The sequence below is a fragment of the Nocardioides terrigena genome, assembly GCF_003047265.1.
Taxonomy (GTDB): domain Bacteria; phylum Actinomycetota; class Actinomycetes; order Propionibacteriales; family Nocardioidaceae; genus Nocardioides; species Nocardioides terrigena.
This window is the reverse complement of sequence record NZ_PZYY01000001.1, coordinates 79,878-100,470: the sequence shown is the minus strand read 5'-3', so window position 1 is coordinate 100,470 and position 20,593 is coordinate 79,878. Positions and strand designations below refer to the sequence as shown.

Sequence of the window (20,593 nt, the reverse complement as noted above, 5' to 3'; positions counted from 1 at the left end):
AGACGCGGTGACACCGCGGTGACTCCGGCGCCCTCGCCGCCCGCCGGCCGGGGGCGCCGCGTCGACCGCTCGTCGTACGCATCCGACCGCTCAGCGACGCGCGGACCCCGCCCGCCGACGTACGGCCGCGACCCCCTCCCCCGGTACGCCGCGACGGTGCGACGGTGACGGCGGTCACACATCGGTGACCCCCGCGTGGAAGGAATCACCGTGACATCCGAGACCCACGAACAGGCCGCGCGCCACGACCCGGTCTACGACCGACTGCACGAGTCGTCCGAGTTCACCGAGCTCCGCCGCCGCTACCGCGGCTTCGTCTTCCCCGCCACGGCGGCGTTCCTCGCCTGGTACCTGCTGTACGTCTGCATGTCGAACTGGGCGGGCGACTTCATGGCCATCAAGGTCGTCGGCAACATCAACGTGGCCCTGATCTTCGGGCTGCTGCAGTTCGTGACCACCTTCGGGCTGGCGTGGCTGTACAGCCGCTTCTCCAACGCCAAGCTCGACCCGCTGGCCCGCAACCTCGAGCAGGCCTACCGCGACCAGGCCGGCACCGACGCGAAGCGAGGCCAGGCATGAGCGACCAGTTCCTGACCACCTTCCTGTTCCTGTCGGTCGTCGCCCTGACGATCGGCATCACGTTCTGGGCGAGCCGCCAGACCAAGACCGCCGCCGACTTCTACTCGGGTGGCCGGTCCTTCTCCGGCTTCCAGAACGGCCTCGCCATCGGCGGCGACTACATGTCGGCCGCGTCCTTCCTGGGCATTTCCGGGGCGATCGCGATCTACGGCTACGACGGCTTCCTCTACTCCATCGGCTTCCTCGTCGCGTGGCTGGTGGCGCTGCTCCTCGTCGCCGAGATGCTGCGCAACGCCGGGCGCTACACGATGGCCGACCAGCTGGCCTTCCGGATGAACCAGCGCAAGGTGCGCACCGCGGCCTCGATCTCCACGGTCGTGGTCTCGATCTTCTACCTGCTGGCCCAGATGGTCGGCGCCGGCACCCTGGTGGCGCTGCTGCTGGGCGTCGACAGCCAGGCGATCAAGAACATCACCATCATCGGCGTCGGCGTGCTCATGATCTTCTACGTCGTCGTCGGCGGCATGAAGGGCACGACGTACGTCCAGATCACCAAGGCCGTGCTGCTCATGATCGGCTCGGCGCTGATCGTGGTGCTGGTGCTCGCGGAGTTCAACTTCAACCTCTCCTCGCTGCTCGGCGCCGCCGCCGAGAACTCCGGCCAGGGAGACGCGTTCCTCCAGCCCGGCCTGCAGTACGGCAGCACGCTGACCTCGCAGATCGACTTCCTGTCGCTCGGCCTGGCCCTCGTCCTGGGCACCGCCGGCCTGCCGCACATCCTGATCCGCTTCTACACCGTCCCGACGGCGCGCGACGCGCGCAAGTCGGTGCTGTGGGCGATCGGCCTGATCGGTGCGTTCTACCTGATGACGCTGGTCCTCGGCTTCGGTGCCGCGGCCCTGCTCGACCGTGACGTGCTCGACCCCGCGACCGGTGGCAACCAGAACCTCGCCTCGCCGCTGCTGGCCGAGGCCGTCGGTGGCGGAGAAGGCTCCACCGGTGGCGCCGTGCTCCTCGCCCTCATCGCGGCGGTGGCCTTCGCCACCATCCTCGCCGTGGTGGCCGGCCTGACGCTCGCGTCGTCCTCCTCGGTGGCGCACGACCTCTACAAGGGAGTCATCAAGAAGGACAAGCCGGTCAGCGAGCAGGACGAGGTCCGGGTCGCCCGCATCGCGGCCTTCGGGATCGGGGCGGTGGCCATCGTGCTGTCGATCCCGGCCCAGCGGCTCAACATCGCCTTCCTCGTGGCCCTGGCCTTCGCGGTGGCGGCGTCGGCCAACCTGCCGGCGATCATCTACAACATGTTCTGGCGGCGCTTCAACACCCGCGGCGCCACGTGGAGCATCTACGGCGGCCTCATCTCCGCCGTGGGCCTGGTGCTGCTCTCCCCGGTCATGTCGGGAGCACCCACCTCGATGTTCCCGGACTCCGACTGGGCGATCTTCCCGCTCAACAACCCGGGCATCGTGTCGATCCCGCTGGGCTTCCTGCTCGGCTACATCGGCACCATCTCGGCCCGCGAGCCGAGTGCGGAGGACCGCTTCACCGAGCTCGAGGTCCGCGCCCTCACCGGCGCCGGCGCCGAGGGTGCCGTGCACCACTGATCGACCCACCCGACGCCCGGACCGGCCCACACCAGCGCTGCACCCAGCGCAGGGCCGGCCCGGGCGTCGGACCATCGACCGGCCGACCTCCGCCGAGTAGGTTCGGGACCGGCCGTCCGGCGGCGCACGTCGCCGCCGCACCTCGACACCACCGATCCGACAAGACGGAGCCACGATGACCGAGCAGAAGTCCGACGCCCTCGCCAACCTCGCCACCGAAGACCGCCGCTTCGAGCCCCCGGCCGACCTCGCGGCCGACGCCAACGTGAAGGAGGAGGCCTACGACCGCGCCTCGTCCGACCGCGAGGCCTTCTGGGCCGAGGCGGCTGAGCGCCTCGACTGGGGCCAGAAGTGGGACCAGGTCCTCGACTGGTCCAACGCCCCCTTCGCGAAGTGGTTCGTCGGCGGCACCATCAACGCCGCCGTCAACTGCGTCGACCGGCACGTCGACGCCGGTCGCGGCGACAAGGTCGCCATCCACTGGGTGGGCGAGCCGGAGGACGACACCCGGGACCTGACGTACGCCGACCTCAAGGACCAGGTCTCCCGTGCCGCCAATGCCCTCACCGAGCTCGGCGTGAAGAAGGGCGACCGGGTCGCGATCTACATGCCGATGATCCCCGAGGTCGCGATAGCGATGCTGGCCTGCGCCCGCCTCGGCGCCCCGCACACGGTCGTCTTCGGCGGCTTCTCCGCCGACGCGCTGGCCACCCGGGTCGCCGACTGCCAGGCCGAGGTCATCATCACCTCCGACGGCGGCTACCGCCGGGGCGCCCCGAGCGCCCTCAAGCCGGCCGTGGACGAGGCCGTCACCAAGGCCGCGGAGCAGGGCCAGGAGGTGCGCTCGGTCGTCGTGGTGCGACGTACGGGCCAGGACGTCGACTGGGACGAGAGCCGCGACGTGTGGTGGCACGACGTCGTCGACGGCGCCTCCCCCGACCACGAGCCCGAGATGCACGACAGCGAGCACCCGCTCTACGTGATGTACACGTCCGGCACGACGGGCAAGCCCAAGGGCATCCTGCACACGACGGGCGGCTACCTCACCGGGACGTCGTACACGCACTGGTCGGTCTTCGACCTCAAGCCGGAGACGGACGTCTACTGGTGCACCGCCGACGTCGGCTGGGTGACCGGCCACAGCTACATGGTCTACGGACCGCTCGCCAACGGCGCCACGCAGGTGATGTACGAGGGCACCCCGGACTCCCCGCACAAGGGCCGCTGGTGGGAGATCATCGAGAAGTACGGCGTGACGATCTTCTACACCGCGCCCACCGCGATCAGGACCTTCATGAAGTGGGGCGACGACATCCCCGCCAAGCACGACCTGTCCTCGATCCGCCTGCTCGGCTCGGTCGGTGAGTCCATCAACCCCGAGGCCTACATCTGGTACCGCAAGCACATCGGGGCCGACAGGACGCCGATCGTCGACACCTGGTGGCAGACCGAGACCGGCCAGATCATGATCAGCCCGCTGCCCGGTGTCACCGCGGGCAAGCCCGGCTCGGCGATGCGAGCGCTGCCCGGCATCTCGGTCGACGTCGTCAACGACGAGGCCGAGTCGGTGCCCGACGGCTCCGGCGGTTACCTCGTCATCAAGGAGCCGTGGCCCGCGATGCTGCGGACCCTGTGGGGCGACGACCAGCGCTTCAAGGACACCTACTGGTCGCGCTGGGAGGGCCTGTACTTCGCCGGCGACGGCGCCAAGAAGGACGACGACGGGGACATCTGGCTGCTCGGCCGCGTCGACGACGTCATGAACGTCTCGGGCCACCGGCTCTCGACCACCGAGATCGAGTCGGCGCTCGTGTCGCACCCGAAGGTCGCCGAGGCGGCAGTCGTCGGTGCGGCCGACGAGATGACCGGCCAGGCGGTGTGCGCGTTCGTGATCCTGCGCGAGTCGGCGCTCGACGACGACGGCGCCGCCCCCGACGACCTCATCGAGGAGCTGCGCAAGCACGTGCAGAAGGAGATCGGCGCGATCGCCAAGCCGCGCCAGATCATGATCGTCCCCGAGCTGCCCAAGACCCGCTCGGGCAAGATCATGCGCCGCCTCCTCAAGGACGTCGCCGAGCACCGCGAGGTGGGCGACGTGACGACGCTCGCCGACTCCACGGTGATGGAGCTCATCAAGGGCAAGGAAGGCGCGTCCGCGGACGACTGATCCGCCTGACTCTCCGCTGGGTAGTTGGGGACCACGCGGGGTAGTCCGTGACGGACGGACCCCAGATCCTCGAAATCTGGGGTCCCTTCGTCACGGACTACCCCGGCGAGGGGCCTGCGCCTCGATCCGTCTTGCTGGGGTAGTACCGGACCTTCGGGTGGCGACACGCCGATCGTGGCCACCCAAAGGTCCGGTACTACCCCAGCAGGGACCCCGACAGTGGCCTCAGTCGGCGTCCAGCGGCTCCGGCTCGTGCCCCCGGGTCGCGGCGAGCAGCAGGACCGTGCCGATCACCGCGGCCACGAGCGAGGCGACCAGGATCCCGACCTTGGCCTCGCTGGTCAGCACGTCGGAGCCGGGGAACGACAGGCCGGCGATGAAGATCGAGACGGTGAAGCCGATGCCGGCGACCGAGCCGAGCCCGATCACCATGGGCCACGTGGTGTGGTCCGGCAGCCGTCCGAGCCCGAGGCGTACGGCGATGAGGCAGGCCACCAGGATGCCCAGCGGCTTGCCCACCACGAGGCCGACCATGATGCCGAGCCCGACCGCCGAGGTCAGCGCGTCACCGAGCGCACCACCCCCGAGCGCCACCCCGGCGTTGGCCAGCGCGAAGATCGGCAGCACGACGTACGACGACAACGGGTGCAGCGAGGTCTGGAGCCGCTCCACCACCGGCACCGACTCGTTGAGCAGGAAGCGCAACCGGCTCAGCTCCTCCGGGTCGAGGTGCCGGTCCCGGAGCGCGCGCTGGGCGTAGGAGCGGGCGACGTCCTCGCGCAGCAGGGACGTCGCCGGGGTGATCAGGCCGATGGCCACGCCGGCCAGCGTGGCGTGGACGCCCGACTCCAGCATCGCGAACCACACGAAGAAGCCCAGCACGGCGTACACCCACAGCGACCACACGCGCAGCATCCGCAGCGCGATCATCACGCCCAGCAGGACCAGCGCGAGCGCGAGCCACTCCAGGTGCAGGTCGTCGGTGTAGAACGCGGCGATCACGATGATCGCGCCGATGTCGTCGACGATCGCCAGCGTCAGCAGGAAAAGCCGGGCCGCCGACGGGATCCGCCGACCGAGCAGGCCGAGCACGCCGACGGCGAAGGCGATGTCGGTGGCCATCGGGATGCCCCAGCCGTCACGGCCGGCGCCGCCGCCCGCGATGAGCAGGTAGAGGCCGGCCGGGACGAGCATGCCGCCGATCGCGGCCACGATGGGCAGCGCCGCCGTCTTGGGGTCGCGCAGGCCGCCGGTGACGAGCTCGTACTTGATCTCGAGCCCGACCACGAAGAAGAAGATGACCATCAGGGCGTCGTTGACCCAGTGCTGGAGGGTCTCCTCGATCCGGAAGCCGCCGAGGTCGATGCCGACGACGGTGTGCCAGAACGCGTCGTACGACGACGCCCACGGGCTGTTGGCCCAGATCAGGGCCGCCGCGGCGGCGAGGAGCAGCAGGATCGAGCCCGACGCCTCGATGCGCAGGAACTCCCGCACCGGACGGGCGACGAGGCGGGCCAGCGGCTTGTTGCTCGCGAGGTACGACGGGCCGGTCGCCCAGACCTCGTCCTCGGAGACGTCGGAGGTGTCCCGGTCTGCATCGGGCTTGCGGGGGATGTCGCTCGGCATGCGGCACACGCTTTCGGGGTCGCTGTCAGGTCACTCCGCGGCCTGCTGGGCCACGGGCCGACCAGACTTCCCGGCACACCACGCACGATCCTATCGGGGCGGGAGGCGACGGACGCCCTCGTATAGGGTCACGAGCGTCAGATCCGCGTCGTACTCTGCGAAGGACCACACATGGCCACCACCCCGGTCAAGGACACCGATCCCACGATCGGCGGCCTCGTCGTCGACGCCAGCCGCGACATCTCCACGCTGATCTCCAAGGAGATCGAGCTGGCCAAGTCCGAGCTCAAGGTCAGCTTCAAGCACGGTGGCACCGGCATCGGCCTGTTCGCCGGCGCCGCCTTCATCGGCGTGCTGGCGATCATCATGTTGTCGGTCGCGATCGCCTACTTCATCAACATGACCGGGCTCGACCTGGCGTGGTGCTTCCTCATCGTCTTCGGCGTCTACGTGCTGATCGCCGCCCTGCTCGCCTACATCGGCCTACGGCAGGTCAAGCAGGTCAAGGCCCCCGAGCGCGCGATCAACCAGGGCCAGCAGATCCCGGCCGCCCTCAAGGGCAGGACGGACGCCGGCCCGGTCGACACGCTGGCCAAGCCCCGCCCGAAGGCCTGACCGCTCAGGTCGTGCAGGCCCCGGTGCCCACGGCCTCCTGGGCCGTGAGCCCCCGCGCCGCGGACTCGGCGACCTGGTCGGCCGTCAGTGCGTAGCCCGTGTCGCGGTCGGTGACCGACGCGGCGAACACCAGGCCCACGACGTCACCGCCCGAGGAGATGATCGGGCCGCCGGAGTTGCCGGCCCGGACGAGCCCGCGCAACGAGAACACCTCGCGGATGACGGTGCCGTCGCCGTAGATGTCGGGCGAGCGCAGCCGTTGCACGGAGCGGATCCGGCCGGCCTGGACGTCGTACGGGCCGTCCTGCGGGTAGCCCACGATGGCCACGCCGTCCTGCGGGCCGGCCTCGCGGTCGAAGACCAGGGTCGGCAGGTCGCCGTCGTCGAGGGCCAGGACGGCCACGTCGATGTCGGGGTCGTAGTGCACGACGGTCGCGGTGACGCTGGTGCCGTCGCCGAGCTCGACCTCGGGCTGGCGCACGCCGGCGACGACGTGGGCGTTGGTCATCAGGCGGCCGTCGGAGTAGAGGAAGCCGGTGCCCTCGAGGCCGCTGCCGCAGGCGTTGGTGCCGCGGACCTTCAGCACGCTGCTCTGCGCGTCGACCACGTCGGGATCGGTGAGCAGCCGCTGGGGGCCGGCCTTGACCTCCACGATCCGCTCGGGGGCGAAGGGCTCGAGGTAGCGCGGGAAGAACGTCGTGCCCACCACGTTGTTGAAGGCCTGGAGCACCCCGGTCGCCTGGCCGGGCAGCATGGAGTCGACCTTCGCGAGCACCGTCGAGTCGCGCACGGTGGGGGTGATGGCCCCGATCCGGGAGCCCGACACAGCGACGCCCAGCGCCCAGGCGACGATGAGGACCGCGACGGCGCTCAGGGCGGCACCGCCGACCGCGTCGACCGCACGGATCGGCTGCCAGCGGATCCGTGCCCGGATCCGCGCGCCGACGTACTGGAAGAGCGCCTGCCCCAGCGAGGCCGCCAGGATGACGATGAACAGCGCCCCCAGCGAGACCCACAGGGACGGGTCGGCGTCACCGAGCGCGATCGGGGCGAGCCACACGCCGAACAGGCCACCGAGCAGCAGCCCGGCGGTCGCGAACGCCCCGGTGACGAAGCCCTGCCAGTAGCCGGAGAGGGCGTAGATGCCCACCAGTGCGACGAGGCACCAGTCGAGGACGTTCATGCTCACTCCCCGAGCCTGGTGTTGGCCCGGATGTCCTGGCCCGGCGTGGGATCACCCTGCAACATGTACGCCGGGAGGTCACGCACCCGCTCCGCGTCCCAGGGCGTCGTCCAGTCGAGGAAGTCGAAGAGCCGGGCGATGATCCCGGCGGTGAAGCCCCACAGGATGACGTCGCGGTCGGCTCCGATGAGGAAACCCGGGCCGAGCCAGCCGCTGGGGTGGCGGACGGTGATGCGGTGGGTGGGATCGAGCAGCTCGCTGATCGGCACGTGGTGGATCTCGTGGACCTCGTCGGGGCTCGCGATGCCCACCTCGCCCCTCTCCCGCCACCAGCCGAGGACCGGGGTGACCGCGAAGTTGCTCGGCGGCAACCACAGCTCGGGCAGCTCGCCGAAGACCTCGATGGACGTGGGGTCGAGGGCGATCTCCTCCTCGGCCTCGCGCAACGCGGCCTCGATCGGGGTCTCCCCCGGGTCGATGGTGCCACCGGGGAAGGACACCTGGCCCGGGTGCGAGCGCATGTGGTGGGCGCGCTCGGTCAGCAGGATCTCGCCCTCGCCGTCGGCGTCGGTGTCGGCGAAGAGCATCAGGACCGCCCCGCGGCGGGCGTCGTTGCCCTCGGGCGGCATGAAGCGGGTCAGCTCGTGGACCGTGATCTCGGCACACGCGTCGACCACGGGGCGCAGCCAGCCGGGGAGGTCGTCGCGTCCGACCATCGCGTCCACACCACTCACAGGGTCACCCCGAGGTGCTGCTCGGCCAGGGCCACGATCTCGTCCACCGAGTCGACCTCGCCGGCCTTGAGGTGGGTGACCGTGCCGTCGGCGTCCACCAGCGCCCAGAAGGGCAGCCCGCGCAGGTTGGGGAACGCGCCCTGCCCGCTGACCTCACCGTCGGGGTCGGTCACGAGCTGGTAGGTGACGCCGGTCTGGGCGACCAGCTCGGCCGCCTTGGCGGGCTGGGCGTCCTGGTAGTCGATGCCGAGCACCGACACCTCGTCGCCGTGCTGCTGGTGGAACTCCTCCAGGAGGGGCATCTCCTCGCGGCACGGACCGCACCACGACGCCCACAGGTTGACCAGCGCCGGCCCCCGCAGCTCGCCGAGGTCCACGGCCTCGCCGCCGTCGAAGCCGGCCAGGGTGACGTCGGGCATCGTCGTGGGGCGCTCGGGCTCGTCGGCCGAGCAGGCGCCCAGCGACAGGGCCAGGACTGTTGCGAGAGCGGCGGCGGTGCGGGTGGGTGTGCGCGTCACGCAGGCCCCTGGGTCTTGACGAGCTTCTCGGCCTCGTCGGCGTCGATCGGCCCGGTGCCGAAGGACGGGCAGAGGCGGGCGAGCGGACAGGCCCCGCACGCCGGCTTCTTGGCGTGGCAACGACGGCGGCCGTGCCAGATGACGTGGTGGGAGAGCATCGTCCAGTCGCGCTTGGGGAAGAGAGCCGCGACAGCGTGCTCGACCTTGACCGGGTCGGTCTCCTCGGTCCAGCCGAACCGACGGACGAGCCGGCCGAAGTGGGTGTCGACGGTGATGCCGGGGACGTCGAAGGCGTTGCCGAGCACGACGTTGGCGGTCTTGCGGCCCACGCCCGGCAGGGTCACCAGGTCGTCGAGACGACCCGGCACCTCCCCGTCGTACCGCTCGACGAGGGCCTGGCTGAGCTTGAGCAGCGCGTCGGTCTTGGCCCGGAAGAAGCCGAGCGGGCCGACGATCTGCTCGAGGTGCTCGCGCGGGGCCGCCGCCATCGCGGTCGCGTCGGGATAGGCGGCGAACAGGGTGGGCCGGACGGCGTTGACCCGGCGGTCGGTCGTCTGGGCGCTCAGCACGGTCACGACCAGCAGCTCGAACGGGGTGTCGAAGTCCAGCTCGCACCGGGCGTCGGGATAGGTCTCGGCCAGGACCCGGTCGACCCTGCGCGCGCGCCGCACCAGGGCCGTGTCGGGCCGGGGAGCAGGGGCAGCGTTCGACGCGCGGGCAGGCACGCGGACAGCCTACGGCCCACCTCCGACACCCCCTCCCGGGTGAGGTGGAGGCGCAGATCACGGGTTGATCACGCCAGCGCGTGGCGTGGGTGCCACCTGTGATCCGGACCACGGCTAGGATCAGGCGCAATCACCAGGGCGGCCCACGGGGCGGCCGTAACCACGGGAGGGACCTTCGTGGACAACGACGTACTTCGTCAGGCACCGCTGTTCAGCGCGCTCGACGACGAGGCGGCGACCGCGCTGCGCGGCTCGATGGCCGAGACCAAGCTGCGCCGCGGCGACGTGCTCTTCCACGAGGGCGACTCCGGCGACAAGCTCTACGTCGTCCTCGACGGCAAGGTGAAGCTCGGCCGATCGTCCTCCGACGGCCGGGAGAACCTCCTCGCGATCATGGGCCCCGGCCAGATGTTCGGCGAGCTCTCGCTCTTCGACCCGGGCCCGCGCTCGGCCACCGTCACCGCGGTCACCGACGCGACCTTCGCCTCGCTGTCCCACGAGGACCTGCTGCGCTGGCTCGACGGTCGCCCGATCGTGGCCCGCGGCCTGCTGTCGCAGCTCGCCGCCCGCCTGCGCAAGTCCAACGACGTCGTCGCCGACCTCGTGTTCTCCGACGTGCCCGGCCGCGTCGCCAAGGCGCTGCTCGACCTCGCGGACCGCTTCGGCCGCACCGCCGACGACGGCGTCCACGTGCACCACGACCTCACCCAGGAGGAGCTCGCCCAGCTGGTCGGCGCCTCCCGCGAGACGGTCAACAAGGCCCTGGCCGACTTCGCCTCGCGCGGCTGGCTGCGGCTCGAGCCCCGCTCGGTCGTGATCATGGACGTCGAGCGCCTCTCGCGCCGCGCCCGGTAGTCACATCCCACCGCTCGTGAGCCTGGCCCCCGGGGAGTTCGCTCCTGCGGGGGTCTTCCTCAACTCGGCCACGCTCGGGCTCGCGCCACGGCGCAGCGTCGAGGCGATGCGCGCCTTCGAGGACGCCCGGGCCGCCGGCGAGGTGGACGCCGTGTCCGTCGACACGTACGTCGAGCGCGGTCGCGCCGCGTTCGCCGCGATGATCGGCCGGTCCCCCGACGACGTGGCGACGGGCAGCCAGACCTCCCAGTTCGTCGGGCTCGTCGCCGCCGGCCTCCCGCCCGGGTCGGTCGTGCTCGCCGCCGAGGAGGACTTCACCTCGGTGCTGTTCCCCTTCCTGCGCACGCCGGGTCTCGACGTACGCCTCGTGCCCCTCGACGGACTGCTCGACGCGGTCACCGACGAGGTCGACCTGGTCGCCGTCTCGGCCGTGCAGTCGTCCGACGGCCGCGTCCTCGACCTGGCCGGGCTCGCCGAGGCGGCCGCGCGGCACGGCGCCCGCACGCTCGTCGACGTCACCCAGGCCGCGGGCTGGCTCCCGCTCGAGGGCCTCGTCGCCGACTACGTCGTGGCTGGCGGCTACAAGTGGTTGCTCGGGCCGCGCGGCACCTGCTTCTTCGCCGTCGGGGCCGACCTGCGTGACGCGGTGCCCACGCTGGCCGCGGGCTGGTACGCCGGCGGCTCGCGGTGGGACTCCATCTACGGGCCGCCGCTGCGGCTGGCCGAGGACGCCCGGCGCTTCGACCTCTCGCCGGCCTGGGGCTGCTGGGTCGGCCACGCCCCGGCGCTCGACCTCCTGCTCGAGGTGGGGATCGACCGCATCCACGCCCACGACCTGGCCCTCGCCGACGCCTTCCGCGAGGGCCTCGGCCTGCCGTCCGGGGACTCGGCGATCGTGTCGGCGCCCTGTCCTCCCGACGTCCCCGAGCGACTCGCCGCAGCCGGCATCCGGGCGGCCGTCCGGGCCGCCCGGCTGCGGCTGTCCTTCCACCTCTACAACTCCGACGCCGACGTCGAGGCCGTGCTGCGCGCCCTCGCCTGAAAGTTTCTTCGCGACTGTGACCCCCGCGGGGCGGCACGCGCGCGTCGTACTGCATGAAGGGGGGCCATGAGGAGCAGGGACGACCGGGACCGTGCCGCGTTCGACGAGTTCGTCGCCGCACGCAGCGGGTCGTTGCTGCGCACCGCCTGGCTGCTCACCGGCGACCACCACCTCGCGGAGGACCTCGTGCAGCACGCACTCATGCAGGTAGCGCGGCACTGGGAGCGCATCTCGACCTCCCCCGAGGCCTATGCCCGCCGCACGATGCACCACCAGCACATCTCGCTGTGGCGCAAGCGCCGCTTCTCCGACACGACGCTGAGCGGGTACGACGCCGCGCAGCCGGCCGCGGACTCCGACCTGCGGCTGTCCGTGACCGAGGCCCTCGCCCGGCTGACGCCCAAGCAACGCGCCGTGCTGGTGCTGCGCTACTTCGAGGACCTCACCGAGGTGCAGGCGGCCGCCGTGCTCGGGGTGTCGGTCGGCACCGTGAAGTCGTCGACCCGGCAGGCGTTGGGCCGGCTGCACGTGCTAGCTCCCGAGCTGGCCGAGGTCGTGGGGGTGGAGTCATGAGCCGGCTGCACGACGCCCTCGAGGAGCTCTCGCACGACGCCCCCCGGCCGACCCCGCACCCGGACCTCTGGCACCGCGGGCGACGGTTGCGCCGGCGCGACCGGGTGGTCAGCGCCGGACTGGTGCTCGTCATGGTGCTCCTCGTCGGCGGGCTGGCCACGCTCGTCACCGGCCCACCGGCCCTGGTGGGTCCTGCGGGCGAGGTCGTGCCGGAGGGGGCGGTGCCGAGGCAGATCGAGGACGTCCCCGACCACGTGACCGAGCCGACGGACGCCGACCTCGCGGTCGGGCCGGTCTCGGTCGCCTTTGTCTCTGGCAACGACCTGCCCGTGGTGGTCGGTGCCACCGACGGCCGCTACCGCGTGCTCGACCTCCCGGGGTGGCAGGACGACTCGGTCCTCGCAGTCTCGCCGTCCGGCGAACGGCTTGCCTGGTTGAGTGCCACCGGCCGGCAGACCCTCGATCCGGCACTCAGCGTCCTGACGACGGCAACCGGACAGGTCCAGACGACTCGACTCGTCCTCGGCGCCGGGCTTCGCCCGAGTGCGGCCTCCTGGTCCCCGGACGGCACACGGATTGCGTGGCTGGGTGATCTGGCGGGGTCGCGAGGTTCCGGTGGAGGAGCAGTCTTCGGAGTCGTCGAGGTCGCCGACACGCTCACCGAAACGCCCGCGACCCCCAGTCAGCGCGGTCTCGTCGGCGTCGCTGTTGCCGAGGACGGCAGTCTTGCGCTCGGCACGCAGTCCGGCGGACTGCTGCTGGACGCCGACACACGTGACCCGCGGCTGCTGCCCCGGACCGACGGCTTCCCCGGGCACTTCTCACCCAGCGGCGACGTGCTCGCCCTGGAGACGCGCGTCCCCGCGCAGGAGTCGTCGACCGTGCAGGTCGCCACCGGAAAGCAGTGGCGCCACGCCTTCCCGGCCGACACCTTCGACGCCTCGACCAGCACACCGGTCGGTTGGCTCGACGACAGGCTGCAGCTGCTGCTCGTCACGTCCGAGGAGGACCTCGCCTCCGAGCTCGTGGTCACGACCCCCGAGGTCGACGGGACGAGCACCTGGCGCAGGGGCATCGGCACGGTCGATCCGGTGGCCGCCTCGTCACTCACCGTGGCCGTGGACCTGCTCCCCGACCCGGACGGGTCGTCGACCCAGGCCCTGACGCACGACTTCGGCGAGCCCGATTGGCCGATGTCGGACGAGACGCGCCTGGGCCTCCTTGTCGGCGGTGGGGTGCTCCTCGCGGCGCTGCTGCTGACGGCGTACGTGCTGAGGCGGCGTACCCGACGCCTCATCTGACCCGCCGCACCGCCACCGCCGCGGGACGTCATGGGGACTGGTGGCCCGGGCGACCACTTCTCAGGACGTCCGCACCGGGCGCCTCAGCGCGGAGTGCGCCCCGCCCAGGCGGCCAGCCGGTCGTGCACCGACGCGTCGCCGGCGACCTCCACCTCCGGCGCGAAGACCCCGACGCGGTTCTCGGGCGTCAGCCCCTGGCGCATCGCGGCCAGCGCCCGCTCCGCGACGGCGGGGTCCAGCGCGCGGCCGGGATCGACCGCCTGCGCGAGGTCCCAGGCGTGCACGGCGAGCTCGGCGGTGGTGAAGTCGGCGCCGGGGGCCTGGTCGTCGGGCTGCGACTCCCAGTGCGCGAGCAGGGCGGCGGCATCCGCGCGGAACTGCACGGCCCACCTGCTCGGAGCGATGTCGGGCGACGCGTTCCAGTCGACCGACTCCCCGTGCGCCATCCCCAGGAAGCGGCCCGGCGAGGCGGCCAGGTGGTCGCCGAGGTCACGGACCGTCCAGCCGTCGCAGGGCGTCGGCAGGTCGAGGTGGTCGGTCTGCACGACGGACAGCAGCTCGCCGGCCTGGTCGAGGGCTGCGGAGAGGGTGGTGACGGCGTCGTGGGTCATGCCCGCCACGCTAGGACGACGGGCGGGCCGCGTCGAGGGTCAGCGCGACAGGTAGGCGAGCTGGGCGCGGACCGACAGCTCGGCAGCCCCCCAGAGCACCGGGTCCACGTCGGCGTACACGATCTCGACCACCTGCCGTGGCAGGGAGACCGCGTCGGCGACGCCCCCGGAGCGCAGCAGGGCGACGGCGTCGCGCACCTGCCCGAGGCGCTCGCGGCGGTGCGCGAGGTAGAAGTCGAGCGCGCCCAGTGCATCGTCGATGACCGGCCCGTGCCCGGGCCAGACGGACGTGATGCCCTGCGCCGAGCACAGCGCGTGCAGGCGGTCGAGCGAGTCGAGGTAGGCGCCGAGCTCGCCGTCGGGGTGCGCGACGACGGTGGTGCCGCGGCCGAGGACCGTGTCCCCGGTCAGCACCGCCGACTCCGAGGGCACCACGAACGACAGCGAGTCGGCGGTGTGCCCGGGGGTGGCCACGACGTGCACCTCGAGGTCGCCGACCGTGACCACGTCGCCGTCGGCGAGGCCCTCCGAGCCGAGGCGGTACGCCGGGTCGAGGGCGCGTACGCCGCAGCGGTGCCGCTCGGCGAAGGACCGGGCCGCCTCCGAGTGGTCCGCGTGGTGGTGCGTCAGGAGCACGCCGACGACGTCCTGGCCGGTGGCCGAGACCTCGTCGAGGTGCGCCTCGATCTCCGGACCCGGGTCGACGACGAGCGAGCGTCCGCCCGAGGAGAGCACCCAGGTGTTGGTGCCGTCGAGCGTCATCACGTCCGCGTTGGGTGCGAGCACGCAGGTCGCCGACGTCCCGAAGGACCCCCCGGTCCAGCTCACCGCCCGGCCACCAGCGGCCGGTAGCGCTCGGGCATCGACAGCACGAAGTCCTCGCCCGACGACACGACCGCGGGGGTGAACATCTCGACCCGCCGACCGGCCGACGCGGCAAGCACCTCGGCCGGGGTGGGGTGCTGCGCCACGTCGAGGCAGGTGAGGTAGGTCGGCGGCAGCATCAGGATCTCGCGAGCCTCGACCGACTCGACGGCCGCCATCGCCGGCGTCCAGTGCACCGAGGACGACTCGGTCGACACATCGCGGGTCACCTGCCCCTCGGGCAGCACCGCGACGAAGAACCACGTCTCGTAGCGCCGCGGCTCGAAGATCGGCGTCAGCCACCCCGCCCACGCGCCGAGCAGGTCGGTGCGCAGGACGAGCCCGCGGCGTACGAGGAAGTCGGTCATCGACAGCTCGCGCGTCTCCAGCGCGACCCGGTCGGCCTCCCAGTCGTCATCGGTCGTGTCGGACACGACCGAGTCGTCCGACGGGCCGGCGAGGAGCACGCCGGACTCCTCGAAGGTCTCGCGCACGGCCGCACACACCAGGGCCCGGGCCAGCGACTCGTCGCAGGCGAGCCGCTCGGCCCACTCGGCGGGCGACGGGCCGGCCCACGCGACGCTCGCGTCGTGGTCGCGGGGGTCGACGCCTCCGCCGGGGAAGACACACATCCCGCCGGCGAAGGCCATCGAGGTCTGGCGGCGCAGCAGATAGACCTCGGGGCCGACGTGCCCCTCGCGCAGCAGCACCACCGTGGCCGCGTGGCGCGGCTCGGCGGGCACGGCCTCGCCGGTCTCGAAGGCACGCGCCTGGTCCACGAGCGCCTGCGGCAGCGGGATCCGCTCCAAGGTCAGGCCCTGATCTCCACGACGAGCTCGACCTCGACCGGGACGTCGAGCGGGAGCACGGACACGCCGACGGCGGAGCGGGCGTGCTTGCCCGCGTCGCCGAAGACCTCGCCGAGCAGCTCGGACGCGCCGTTGGCCACCTTGGGCTGGCCGGTGAAGTCGGGGGTCGAGGCGACGAAGACGACGGCCTTGACGATCCGCACGATGTCGTCGAGGGAGCCGATCTCGGCCTTGATCGCGGCGAGGGCGTTGAGCGCGCACTGGCGGGCGCACTCGTAGGCCTGCTCCTCGGTCACGTCGGCGCCGACCTTGCCGACGGCGATCATCTCGCCGTCGCGGGCGGGCAGCTGGCCGGCGGTGAACACGAGGTTCCCGGTGCGGGCCGTGGGCTGGTAGGCCGCGACCGGCGGGACCACCTCGGGGACGGTGATGCCCAGCTCGGCCAGGCGCGCCTCCGCTCCCATCAGGCTGCCTTCGCGCGCTTGAGGAAGGCGACGAGGCCGCCCTGGGCGTTGGTGTGGATGGCCACCAGCTCCCAGCCGTCCTGGCCGAAGTTGTTGAGCATCAGGGCTTCGTTGTGGAGCGGGATCGGCGCCACCTGGTATTCCCACGTCGTCATGCCCGGCACCCTACTCGGGGACGCACTAACCTCCGATCATGGAGCGCAACGAGGCCGCAGAGGACCGCGGCAAGGACAACCGACCGGACGCCTTCGAGCGGTTCGTCGACGCGGCCAACCAGGTGGTGAGCCGGGCTCCGTTCTTCACCGTCATCGTGGCGGCCCTCGTCCTGTGGGCGCTCAGCAAGCCGCTGTGGGGCAGCACCACGAAGTGGGAGCTGGGACTGCACACCGGCTCGGCGATCCTCTCCCTGCTGCTGCTGGTGCTCCTGGAGAACGCCGGCCGCCGCAGCGAGGAGGCCGCCCAGGAGAAGCTCAACGTCATCGCCGAGGCCCTCTCGGACCTGATGAGCCACCACGCCCGCGACTCCGACGAGCTGCGCGAGTCGGTGGACAAGCTCCGCGAGGCCGTCGGCCTCGAGGAACGCCACTGACCCGCGCCTGGCTCACCCGGCCAGCAGGCGGAGCGTCTCCTCCCGCGCCGGAGACGCGGCCGCGTCGGTGCCCGCGAAGGCCGAGGTCACCGGGTGCACCATCACCTCGTCGACACCGAACTCGGCGGCCAGCTCCTCCACCCGTCGGCGGGCGGCGACGGGCTCGTCGACGACCCAGCGGGTCAGCATCGCGTCGACCATCCCGCGGTGCGCGTCGGGGACGGGAGTGGTCTCGGCCTCCTCGACGAGGCGCTGGGCGGTCAGCGGGGCACCGGTGCGCAGCGCCACCATCTGCAGCACCTGCGGCAGCGCCAGCCGGCGCGCCTCGTCGGCCGTCGCGGCCACGGCGGCGTTGACGGTGAGGAAGGTGCGCGGCTCCGGGTGAGCCTCCGACGGCTGGTACGACGAGCGGTACAGCTCGATCGCCTCGGCGGTGCCCTGGCCGGCGAAGTGGTGAGCGAAGACGTACGGCAGTCCCCGCGACGCGGCCAGCCGGGCCGAGTAGTCCGACGATCCGAGCAGCCACACGGTGGGCAGCGACGCCGAACGGGGGGTCGCGCGCAACGGCTGGCGCCGGCCCCCCACGGTCATCTCGACGCCGTCCGGGTGCATCAGCGTGATGATGTCGTCGACGTACTCCGGGAACCGCGTCACCGCGTCGTCGGCGGCCGCGGAGGAGCCGCCCCGCAGCACGTAGCGGGTGAGCGGGTCGGTGCCGGGGGCGCGGCCGATGCCGAGGTCGATGCGTCCGGGGAAGGCCGCCTCGAGCAGCGCGAACTGCTCGGCCACCACCAGCGGCTCGTGGTTGGGCAGCATCACGCCGCCCGACCCCACCCGGATCCGCTCGGTGGCCGCGGCCAGCATCGCGATCAGCACCGGCGGGTTGGTCGCGGCGACGGCCGGCATGTTGTGGTGCTCGGCCACCCAGTAGCGGGTGTACCCCGCGGCGTCGGCGGTGCGCGCCAGGGACCGCGAGGCGGCGAGGGCGTCACCGGTCCGCTGGTCGCTGCGGACGGGCACGAGGTCGAGGACGGAGAGGGCTGGGAAGGTCACCTCAGGGCAACGTCGTCGGCTCGCCACTATTCCGTCGCCCCCCTTCACGTGGGCCCGCTCACGCCGGCTTGATCTCGAGTGCACGTGAGGTCCTAGCGTCTGCGATCGTGACGACGATGACGGGCAGCACGGGGGACGACACGAGGGACGACACCGGCAACGACACCGGGAGCGTCACGGGCAGCGCGCCCCGCGAGCGGCTGCTCTCCCCGTCGTACGCCGCGACGACGATCGGCATGTTCGCCCTGATCGCCTTCGTGGCGTTCGAGGCGATGGCGGTGACCACCGTGATGCCGACCGTGGCGCAGGCGCTGGACGGCGAGTCGCTCTACGCCCTCACCTTCGCCGCGCCGCTGGCCTGCGGGGTGCTGGGCACCGTCGCCGCCGGGCGGTGGAGCGACCGTCGCGGCCCGGCCCTGCCGCTGGTCGTCGCGATGGTGCTCTTCTCGGCCGGGCTGCTGGTGTGCGCGGCGGCCCCCACCATGGAGGTGCTGCTCGCCGGCCGCGTCCTGCAGGGCCTCGGCGGGGGCGCGCTCACCGTCGGGCTCTACGTCCTGGTCGGCATCGTCTTCCCGCCCGTCCTGCGACCCGCCGTCTTCGCCAGCTTTGCCGCCGCGTGGGTGCTCCCGGCCCTCTTCGGGCCGGCGGTGGCGGCCCTCGTCGCGGACGCGCTCGGCTGGCGGTGGGTCTTCGGCGGCGCGGTCGTGCTCGTCGCCGCTGCAGCACTGCTCATCACGCCGGCCCTGCGGTCGGGGCACCGTCCGCCCACCGAGGCGGGGACCGACGCCGGCACTGCACCGCGCGGCAGCCTCGTCTGGGCTGCGGTCGCGGCGGTGGCCGTCCTCGCCCTGGAGCTGCTCGGCTCCGAGCCCGGCACGGCGCTGCCCGCCGTGCTGGCGCTCGTCCTGGTGGTCGTCTCGCTGCGGCGGCTGCTGCCGCCCGGCACCCTGGTCGGACGCCGCGGACTGCCCTCGGTGATCGCCACCCGGGGCCTGCTGAGCGCGTCGTTCTTCTGCGCCGAGGCCTACATCGTCTACGTCCTCCAGGAGCAGTGGGGACTCTCGCCGGGCCGCGCCGGCATCGCCCTGACCTTCGTCGGCATCACCTGGGCGGTCGCCAGCCAGGCCCAGGCCCGGCTCGGCAGCCGGGTCTCCGACGTCACCGCCATGCGGGTGGGCACCGCGCTGGTGCTGGCCGGCGTCACCGCCCTGGCCCTCTCCGTCGAGCTGCACCTGCCCGCCCTGGTCACCGGGGCGTCGTACGTCCTGGCAGGTGCGGGCATGGGCTTCGGCTACCCGCGCACGAGCGTGGCGATGCTGGCCGTCTCGTCGGACCGCGACCGCGGCTTCAACTCATCCGCCCTCACCATCGCCGACTCGCTCGGCGCCGCGCTGGCCCTGTCGGTCTCGGGCGTGGTCTTCGCCGCCTCCGAGCGGGGCGGCCAGGACCCGTTCCTCGCGGTCTTCCTGCTCGGCGGGCTGATCGCGGCGCTCGGCGTCGCCGCCGCCAGCCGCACCCGGGCTGCCTAGCCCCGGCGCAGCGGCCCGCCGGAGCGCCCGTGGCCCTCGGCGACGATCTCGGCCACCACCGAGAGCGCGATCTCGCCCGGCGCCTTGCCGCCGGTGTCGAGGCCGGCCGGGACGTGCAACCGGTCGAGCCCGGGCACGCCCTCCTCCGCCAGGTCGGCGAGGAGGCCCTCGGCGCGACGGCGGCTGGCCATCATCGCGACGTACGACGCGGGCGAGGCCAGCGCGTCGCGCAGCACCCGGGGCGCGTCCGGGGCGTCGTGGTCGCAGAGCACCACCGCGTCCCCGGCCCGCAGGGCCAGCGCCGCGATGCCGGCGACCCCGCGACCCTCCTCGTCCTCGGCCACCACCACGACCTCACGGCCGACGGCGGTCGCGATCGCCTCGATGGCCTCCGAGATCGGGTTGCGGCTCAGCACGACGAGGCGCCCGCGAGCAGCCGCGTCGGACGGATCGTCGGACCAGGGCTGCTCGCGGGTCGTCATGTCAGACCAGCTCCGGACCGGTCTTCTCGCGGACCTCGTCCTCGGTGACCCCGGGGGCGAGCTCGACGAGCTTGAGCGCCCGCTCGCCGAGCGTGCCCGAGGGGGCGACCTCGCCGGTGGCCGGGTCGATCACGTCGATCACGCACAGGTCGGTGATGATCCGCTGCACCACCCGCTTGCCGGTGTAGGGCAGGTCGCACTCGTCGAGGATCTTGAGCGAGCCGTCCTTGGCGGTGTGCTCCATCAGCACGATGACCCGCTTGGCGCCGTGGACCAGGTCCATCGCGCCACCCATGCCCTTGACCATCTTGCCGGGGATCATCCAGTTGGCGATGTCACCCACCGCGGACACCTGCATCGCGCCCAGGATCGCGGCGTCGATCTTGCCGCCGCGGATCATCCCGAACGACGTCGCGGAGTCGAAGAACGACGCCCCGCGCCGCAGCGTCACCGTCTCCTTGCCCGCGTTGATCAGGTCCGGGTCGACCGCGTCCTCGGTGGGGTAGGGACCCACCCCGAGGATGCCGTTCTCCGACTGCAGCACCAGCTCCACGTCGTCGGCGACGTAGTTGGGCACCAGCGTCGGCAACCCGATCCCGAGGTTGACGTAGGAACCGTCGACCAGCTCGGAGGCCGCCCGCGCGGCCATCTCCTCACGCGTCCATGCCAT

At 72.3% G+C, this 20,593-nt stretch carries 23 protein-coding genes; 10 read left to right on the top strand and 13 right to left on the bottom strand.

Annotated elements, in window-relative coordinates:
* Positions 1 to 210 precede the first annotated feature (210 nt).
* The 3 genes from DAE25_RS00460 to acs all read left to right on the top strand — a co-directional run bounded on the left by DAE25_RS00460 (position 211) and on the right by acs (position 4,350).
* On the top strand, positions 211 to 579 hold the full coding sequence (locus tag DAE25_RS00460; protein ID WP_199907378.1) for a DUF485 domain-containing protein: 369 nt from the start codon (positions 211 to 213) through the stop codon (positions 577 to 579).
* On the top strand, positions 576 to 2,183 hold the full coding sequence (locus DAE25_RS00455; RefSeq protein WP_107764316.1) for a solute symporter family protein: 1,608 nt from the start codon (positions 576 to 578) through the stop codon (positions 2,181 to 2,183). Before DAE25_RS00460 ends, DAE25_RS00455 begins: the two co-directional genes overlap by 4 nt.
* Before the next feature lie 175 nt (positions 2,184 to 2,358).
* The gene (gene acs / locus DAE25_RS00450) at positions 2,359 to 4,350 is read left to right on the top strand and encodes an acetate--CoA ligase (RefSeq protein WP_107764315.1); all 1,992 of its coding nucleotides are present in this window, start codon (positions 2,359 to 2,361) and stop codon (positions 4,348 to 4,350) included.
* A gap of 225 nt (positions 4,351 to 4,575) precedes the next feature.
* On the opposite strand, the gene nhaA is transcribed toward acs, so the two are convergent.
* Positions 4,576 to 5,976: a Na+/H+ antiporter NhaA gene (gene nhaA, locus DAE25_RS00445; protein ID WP_107764314.1), complete on the bottom strand. Its 1,401-nt coding sequence runs from the start codon at positions 5,974 to 5,976 to the stop codon at positions 4,576 to 4,578.
* A 171-nt stretch (positions 5,977 to 6,147) separates the two neighbouring features.
* On the opposite strand from nhaA, the gene DAE25_RS00440 reads away from it, so the two are divergent.
* Complete coding sequence (locus tag DAE25_RS00440; protein WP_107764313.1) at positions 6,148 to 6,591, top strand: phage holin family protein; 444 nt, start codon at positions 6,148 to 6,150, stop codon at positions 6,589 to 6,591.
* Positions 6,592 to 6,595: 4 nt separating this feature from the next.
* On the opposite strand, the gene DAE25_RS00435 is transcribed toward DAE25_RS00440, so the two are convergent.
* From DAE25_RS00435 to nth, 4 genes are read right to left on the bottom strand one after another with little or no spacing between them, the layout of a single operon-like run.
* Complete coding sequence (locus DAE25_RS00435; protein WP_107764312.1) at positions 6,596 to 7,774, bottom strand: MarP family serine protease; 1,179 nt, start codon at positions 7,772 to 7,774, stop codon at positions 6,596 to 6,598.
* Positions 7,775 to 7,776: 2 nt separating this feature from the next.
* On the bottom strand, positions 7,777 to 8,508 hold the full coding sequence (locus DAE25_RS00430; RefSeq protein ID WP_234410754.1) for an NUDIX hydrolase: 732 nt from the start codon (positions 8,506 to 8,508) through the stop codon (positions 7,777 to 7,779).
* Positions 8,505 to 9,026, bottom strand: a complete 522-nt coding sequence (locus DAE25_RS00425) for a TlpA family protein disulfide reductase (protein ID WP_107764311.1) — start codon at positions 9,024 to 9,026, stop codon at positions 8,505 to 8,507. Before DAE25_RS00425 ends, DAE25_RS00430 begins: the two co-directional genes overlap by 4 nt.
* The gene (nth, locus tag DAE25_RS00420; RefSeq protein WP_107764310.1) at positions 9,023 to 9,751 is read right to left on the bottom strand and encodes an endonuclease III; all 729 of its coding nucleotides are present in this window, start codon (positions 9,749 to 9,751) and stop codon (positions 9,023 to 9,025) included. Before nth ends, DAE25_RS00425 begins: the two co-directional genes overlap by 4 nt.
* A gap of 177 nt (positions 9,752 to 9,928) precedes the next feature.
* On the opposite strand from nth, the gene DAE25_RS00415 reads away from it, so the two are divergent.
* From DAE25_RS00415 to DAE25_RS00400, 4 genes are all read left to right on the top strand, one after another.
* Positions 9,929 to 10,606 (top strand): Crp/Fnr family transcriptional regulator, encoded by a 678-nt coding sequence (locus tag DAE25_RS00415; RefSeq protein WP_056888191.1) that lies wholly within the window; start codon positions 9,929 to 9,931, stop codon positions 10,604 to 10,606.
* A 16-nt stretch (positions 10,607 to 10,622) separates the two neighbouring features.
* Positions 10,623 to 11,648, top strand: coding sequence for an aminotransferase class V-fold PLP-dependent enzyme (locus DAE25_RS00410; protein ID WP_234410753.1), 1,026 nt, complete (start codon positions 10,623 to 10,625; stop codon positions 11,646 to 11,648).
* 66 nt (positions 11,649 to 11,714) lie between these two features.
* Positions 11,715 to 12,221: a SigE family RNA polymerase sigma factor gene (locus DAE25_RS00405; protein WP_107764308.1), complete on the top strand. Its 507-nt coding sequence runs from the start codon at positions 11,715 to 11,717 to the stop codon at positions 12,219 to 12,221.
* A complete protein-coding gene (locus DAE25_RS00400) occupies positions 12,218 to 13,522 on the top strand; it encodes a PD40 domain-containing protein (protein WP_107764307.1) in 1,305 nt (434 codons plus the stop codon). Before DAE25_RS00405 ends, DAE25_RS00400 begins: the two co-directional genes overlap by 4 nt.
* Positions 13,523 to 13,605: 83 nt before the next feature.
* Here DAE25_RS00400 and DAE25_RS00395 read toward each other — a convergent pair whose 3' ends face one another.
* Genes DAE25_RS00395 through DAE25_RS23430 form a run of 5 tightly spaced genes read right to left on the bottom strand, consistent with a single transcriptional unit; the run spans position 13,606 to position 16,425 of the window.
* Positions 13,606 to 14,133, bottom strand: coding sequence for a TIGR03086 family metal-binding protein (locus tag DAE25_RS00395; RefSeq protein ID WP_107764306.1), 528 nt, complete (start codon positions 14,131 to 14,133; stop codon positions 13,606 to 13,608).
* A gap of 39 nt (positions 14,134 to 14,172) precedes the next feature.
* Entirely contained in the window at positions 14,173 to 14,961 is a 789-nt protein-coding gene (locus DAE25_RS00390) for an MBL fold metallo-hydrolase (RefSeq protein WP_234410752.1), read from the bottom strand.
* A complete protein-coding gene (locus tag DAE25_RS00385) occupies positions 14,958 to 15,806 on the bottom strand; it encodes an NUDIX hydrolase (protein WP_325050356.1) in 849 nt (282 codons plus the stop codon). The genes DAE25_RS00390 and DAE25_RS00385 overlap by 4 nt, the downstream gene beginning before the upstream one ends.
* Positions 15,807 to 15,808: 2 nt before the next feature.
* A complete protein-coding gene (locus DAE25_RS00380; RefSeq protein WP_107764305.1) occupies positions 15,809 to 16,270 on the bottom strand; it encodes a RidA family protein in 462 nt (153 codons plus the stop codon).
* The gene (locus DAE25_RS23430; protein WP_199907377.1) at positions 16,270 to 16,425 is read right to left on the bottom strand and encodes a hypothetical protein; all 156 of its coding nucleotides are present in this window, start codon (positions 16,423 to 16,425) and stop codon (positions 16,270 to 16,272) included. Before DAE25_RS23430 ends, DAE25_RS00380 begins: the two co-directional genes overlap by 1 nt.
* Positions 16,426 to 16,463: 38 nt before the next feature.
* Here DAE25_RS23430 and DAE25_RS00375 point away from each other — a divergent pair, with 38 nt between their 5' ends.
* On the top strand, positions 16,464 to 16,859 hold the full coding sequence (locus tag DAE25_RS00375; protein WP_107764304.1) for a low affinity iron permease family protein: 396 nt from the start codon (positions 16,464 to 16,466) through the stop codon (positions 16,857 to 16,859).
* A 12-nt stretch (positions 16,860 to 16,871) separates the two neighbouring features.
* Here the strand turns inward: DAE25_RS00375 and DAE25_RS00370 are convergent, their stop codons facing one another.
* The gene (locus DAE25_RS00370; RefSeq protein WP_107764303.1) at positions 16,872 to 17,912 is read right to left on the bottom strand and encodes an LLM class flavin-dependent oxidoreductase; all 1,041 of its coding nucleotides are present in this window, start codon (positions 17,910 to 17,912) and stop codon (positions 16,872 to 16,874) included.
* A gap of 116 nt (positions 17,913 to 18,028) precedes the next feature.
* Between DAE25_RS00370 and DAE25_RS00365 the strand changes: the two genes are divergently transcribed.
* Entirely contained in the window at positions 18,029 to 19,441 is a 1,413-nt protein-coding gene (locus DAE25_RS00365; protein ID WP_107764302.1) for an MFS transporter, read from the top strand.
* On the opposite strand, the gene DAE25_RS00360 is transcribed toward DAE25_RS00365, so the two are convergent.
* Both DAE25_RS00360 and DAE25_RS00355 read right to left on the bottom strand, forming a co-directional pair.
* Positions 19,438 to 19,923, bottom strand: a complete 486-nt coding sequence (locus tag DAE25_RS00360; protein ID WP_107764301.1) for an XdhC family protein — start codon at positions 19,921 to 19,923, stop codon at positions 19,438 to 19,440. The genes DAE25_RS00365 and DAE25_RS00360 overlap by 4 nt on opposite strands.
* A 1-nt stretch (position 19,924) precedes the next feature.
* Positions 19,925 to 20,593: a 3-oxoacid CoA-transferase subunit B gene (locus DAE25_RS00355; RefSeq protein WP_107764300.1), complete on the bottom strand. Its 669-nt coding sequence runs from the start codon at positions 20,591 to 20,593 to the stop codon at positions 19,925 to 19,927.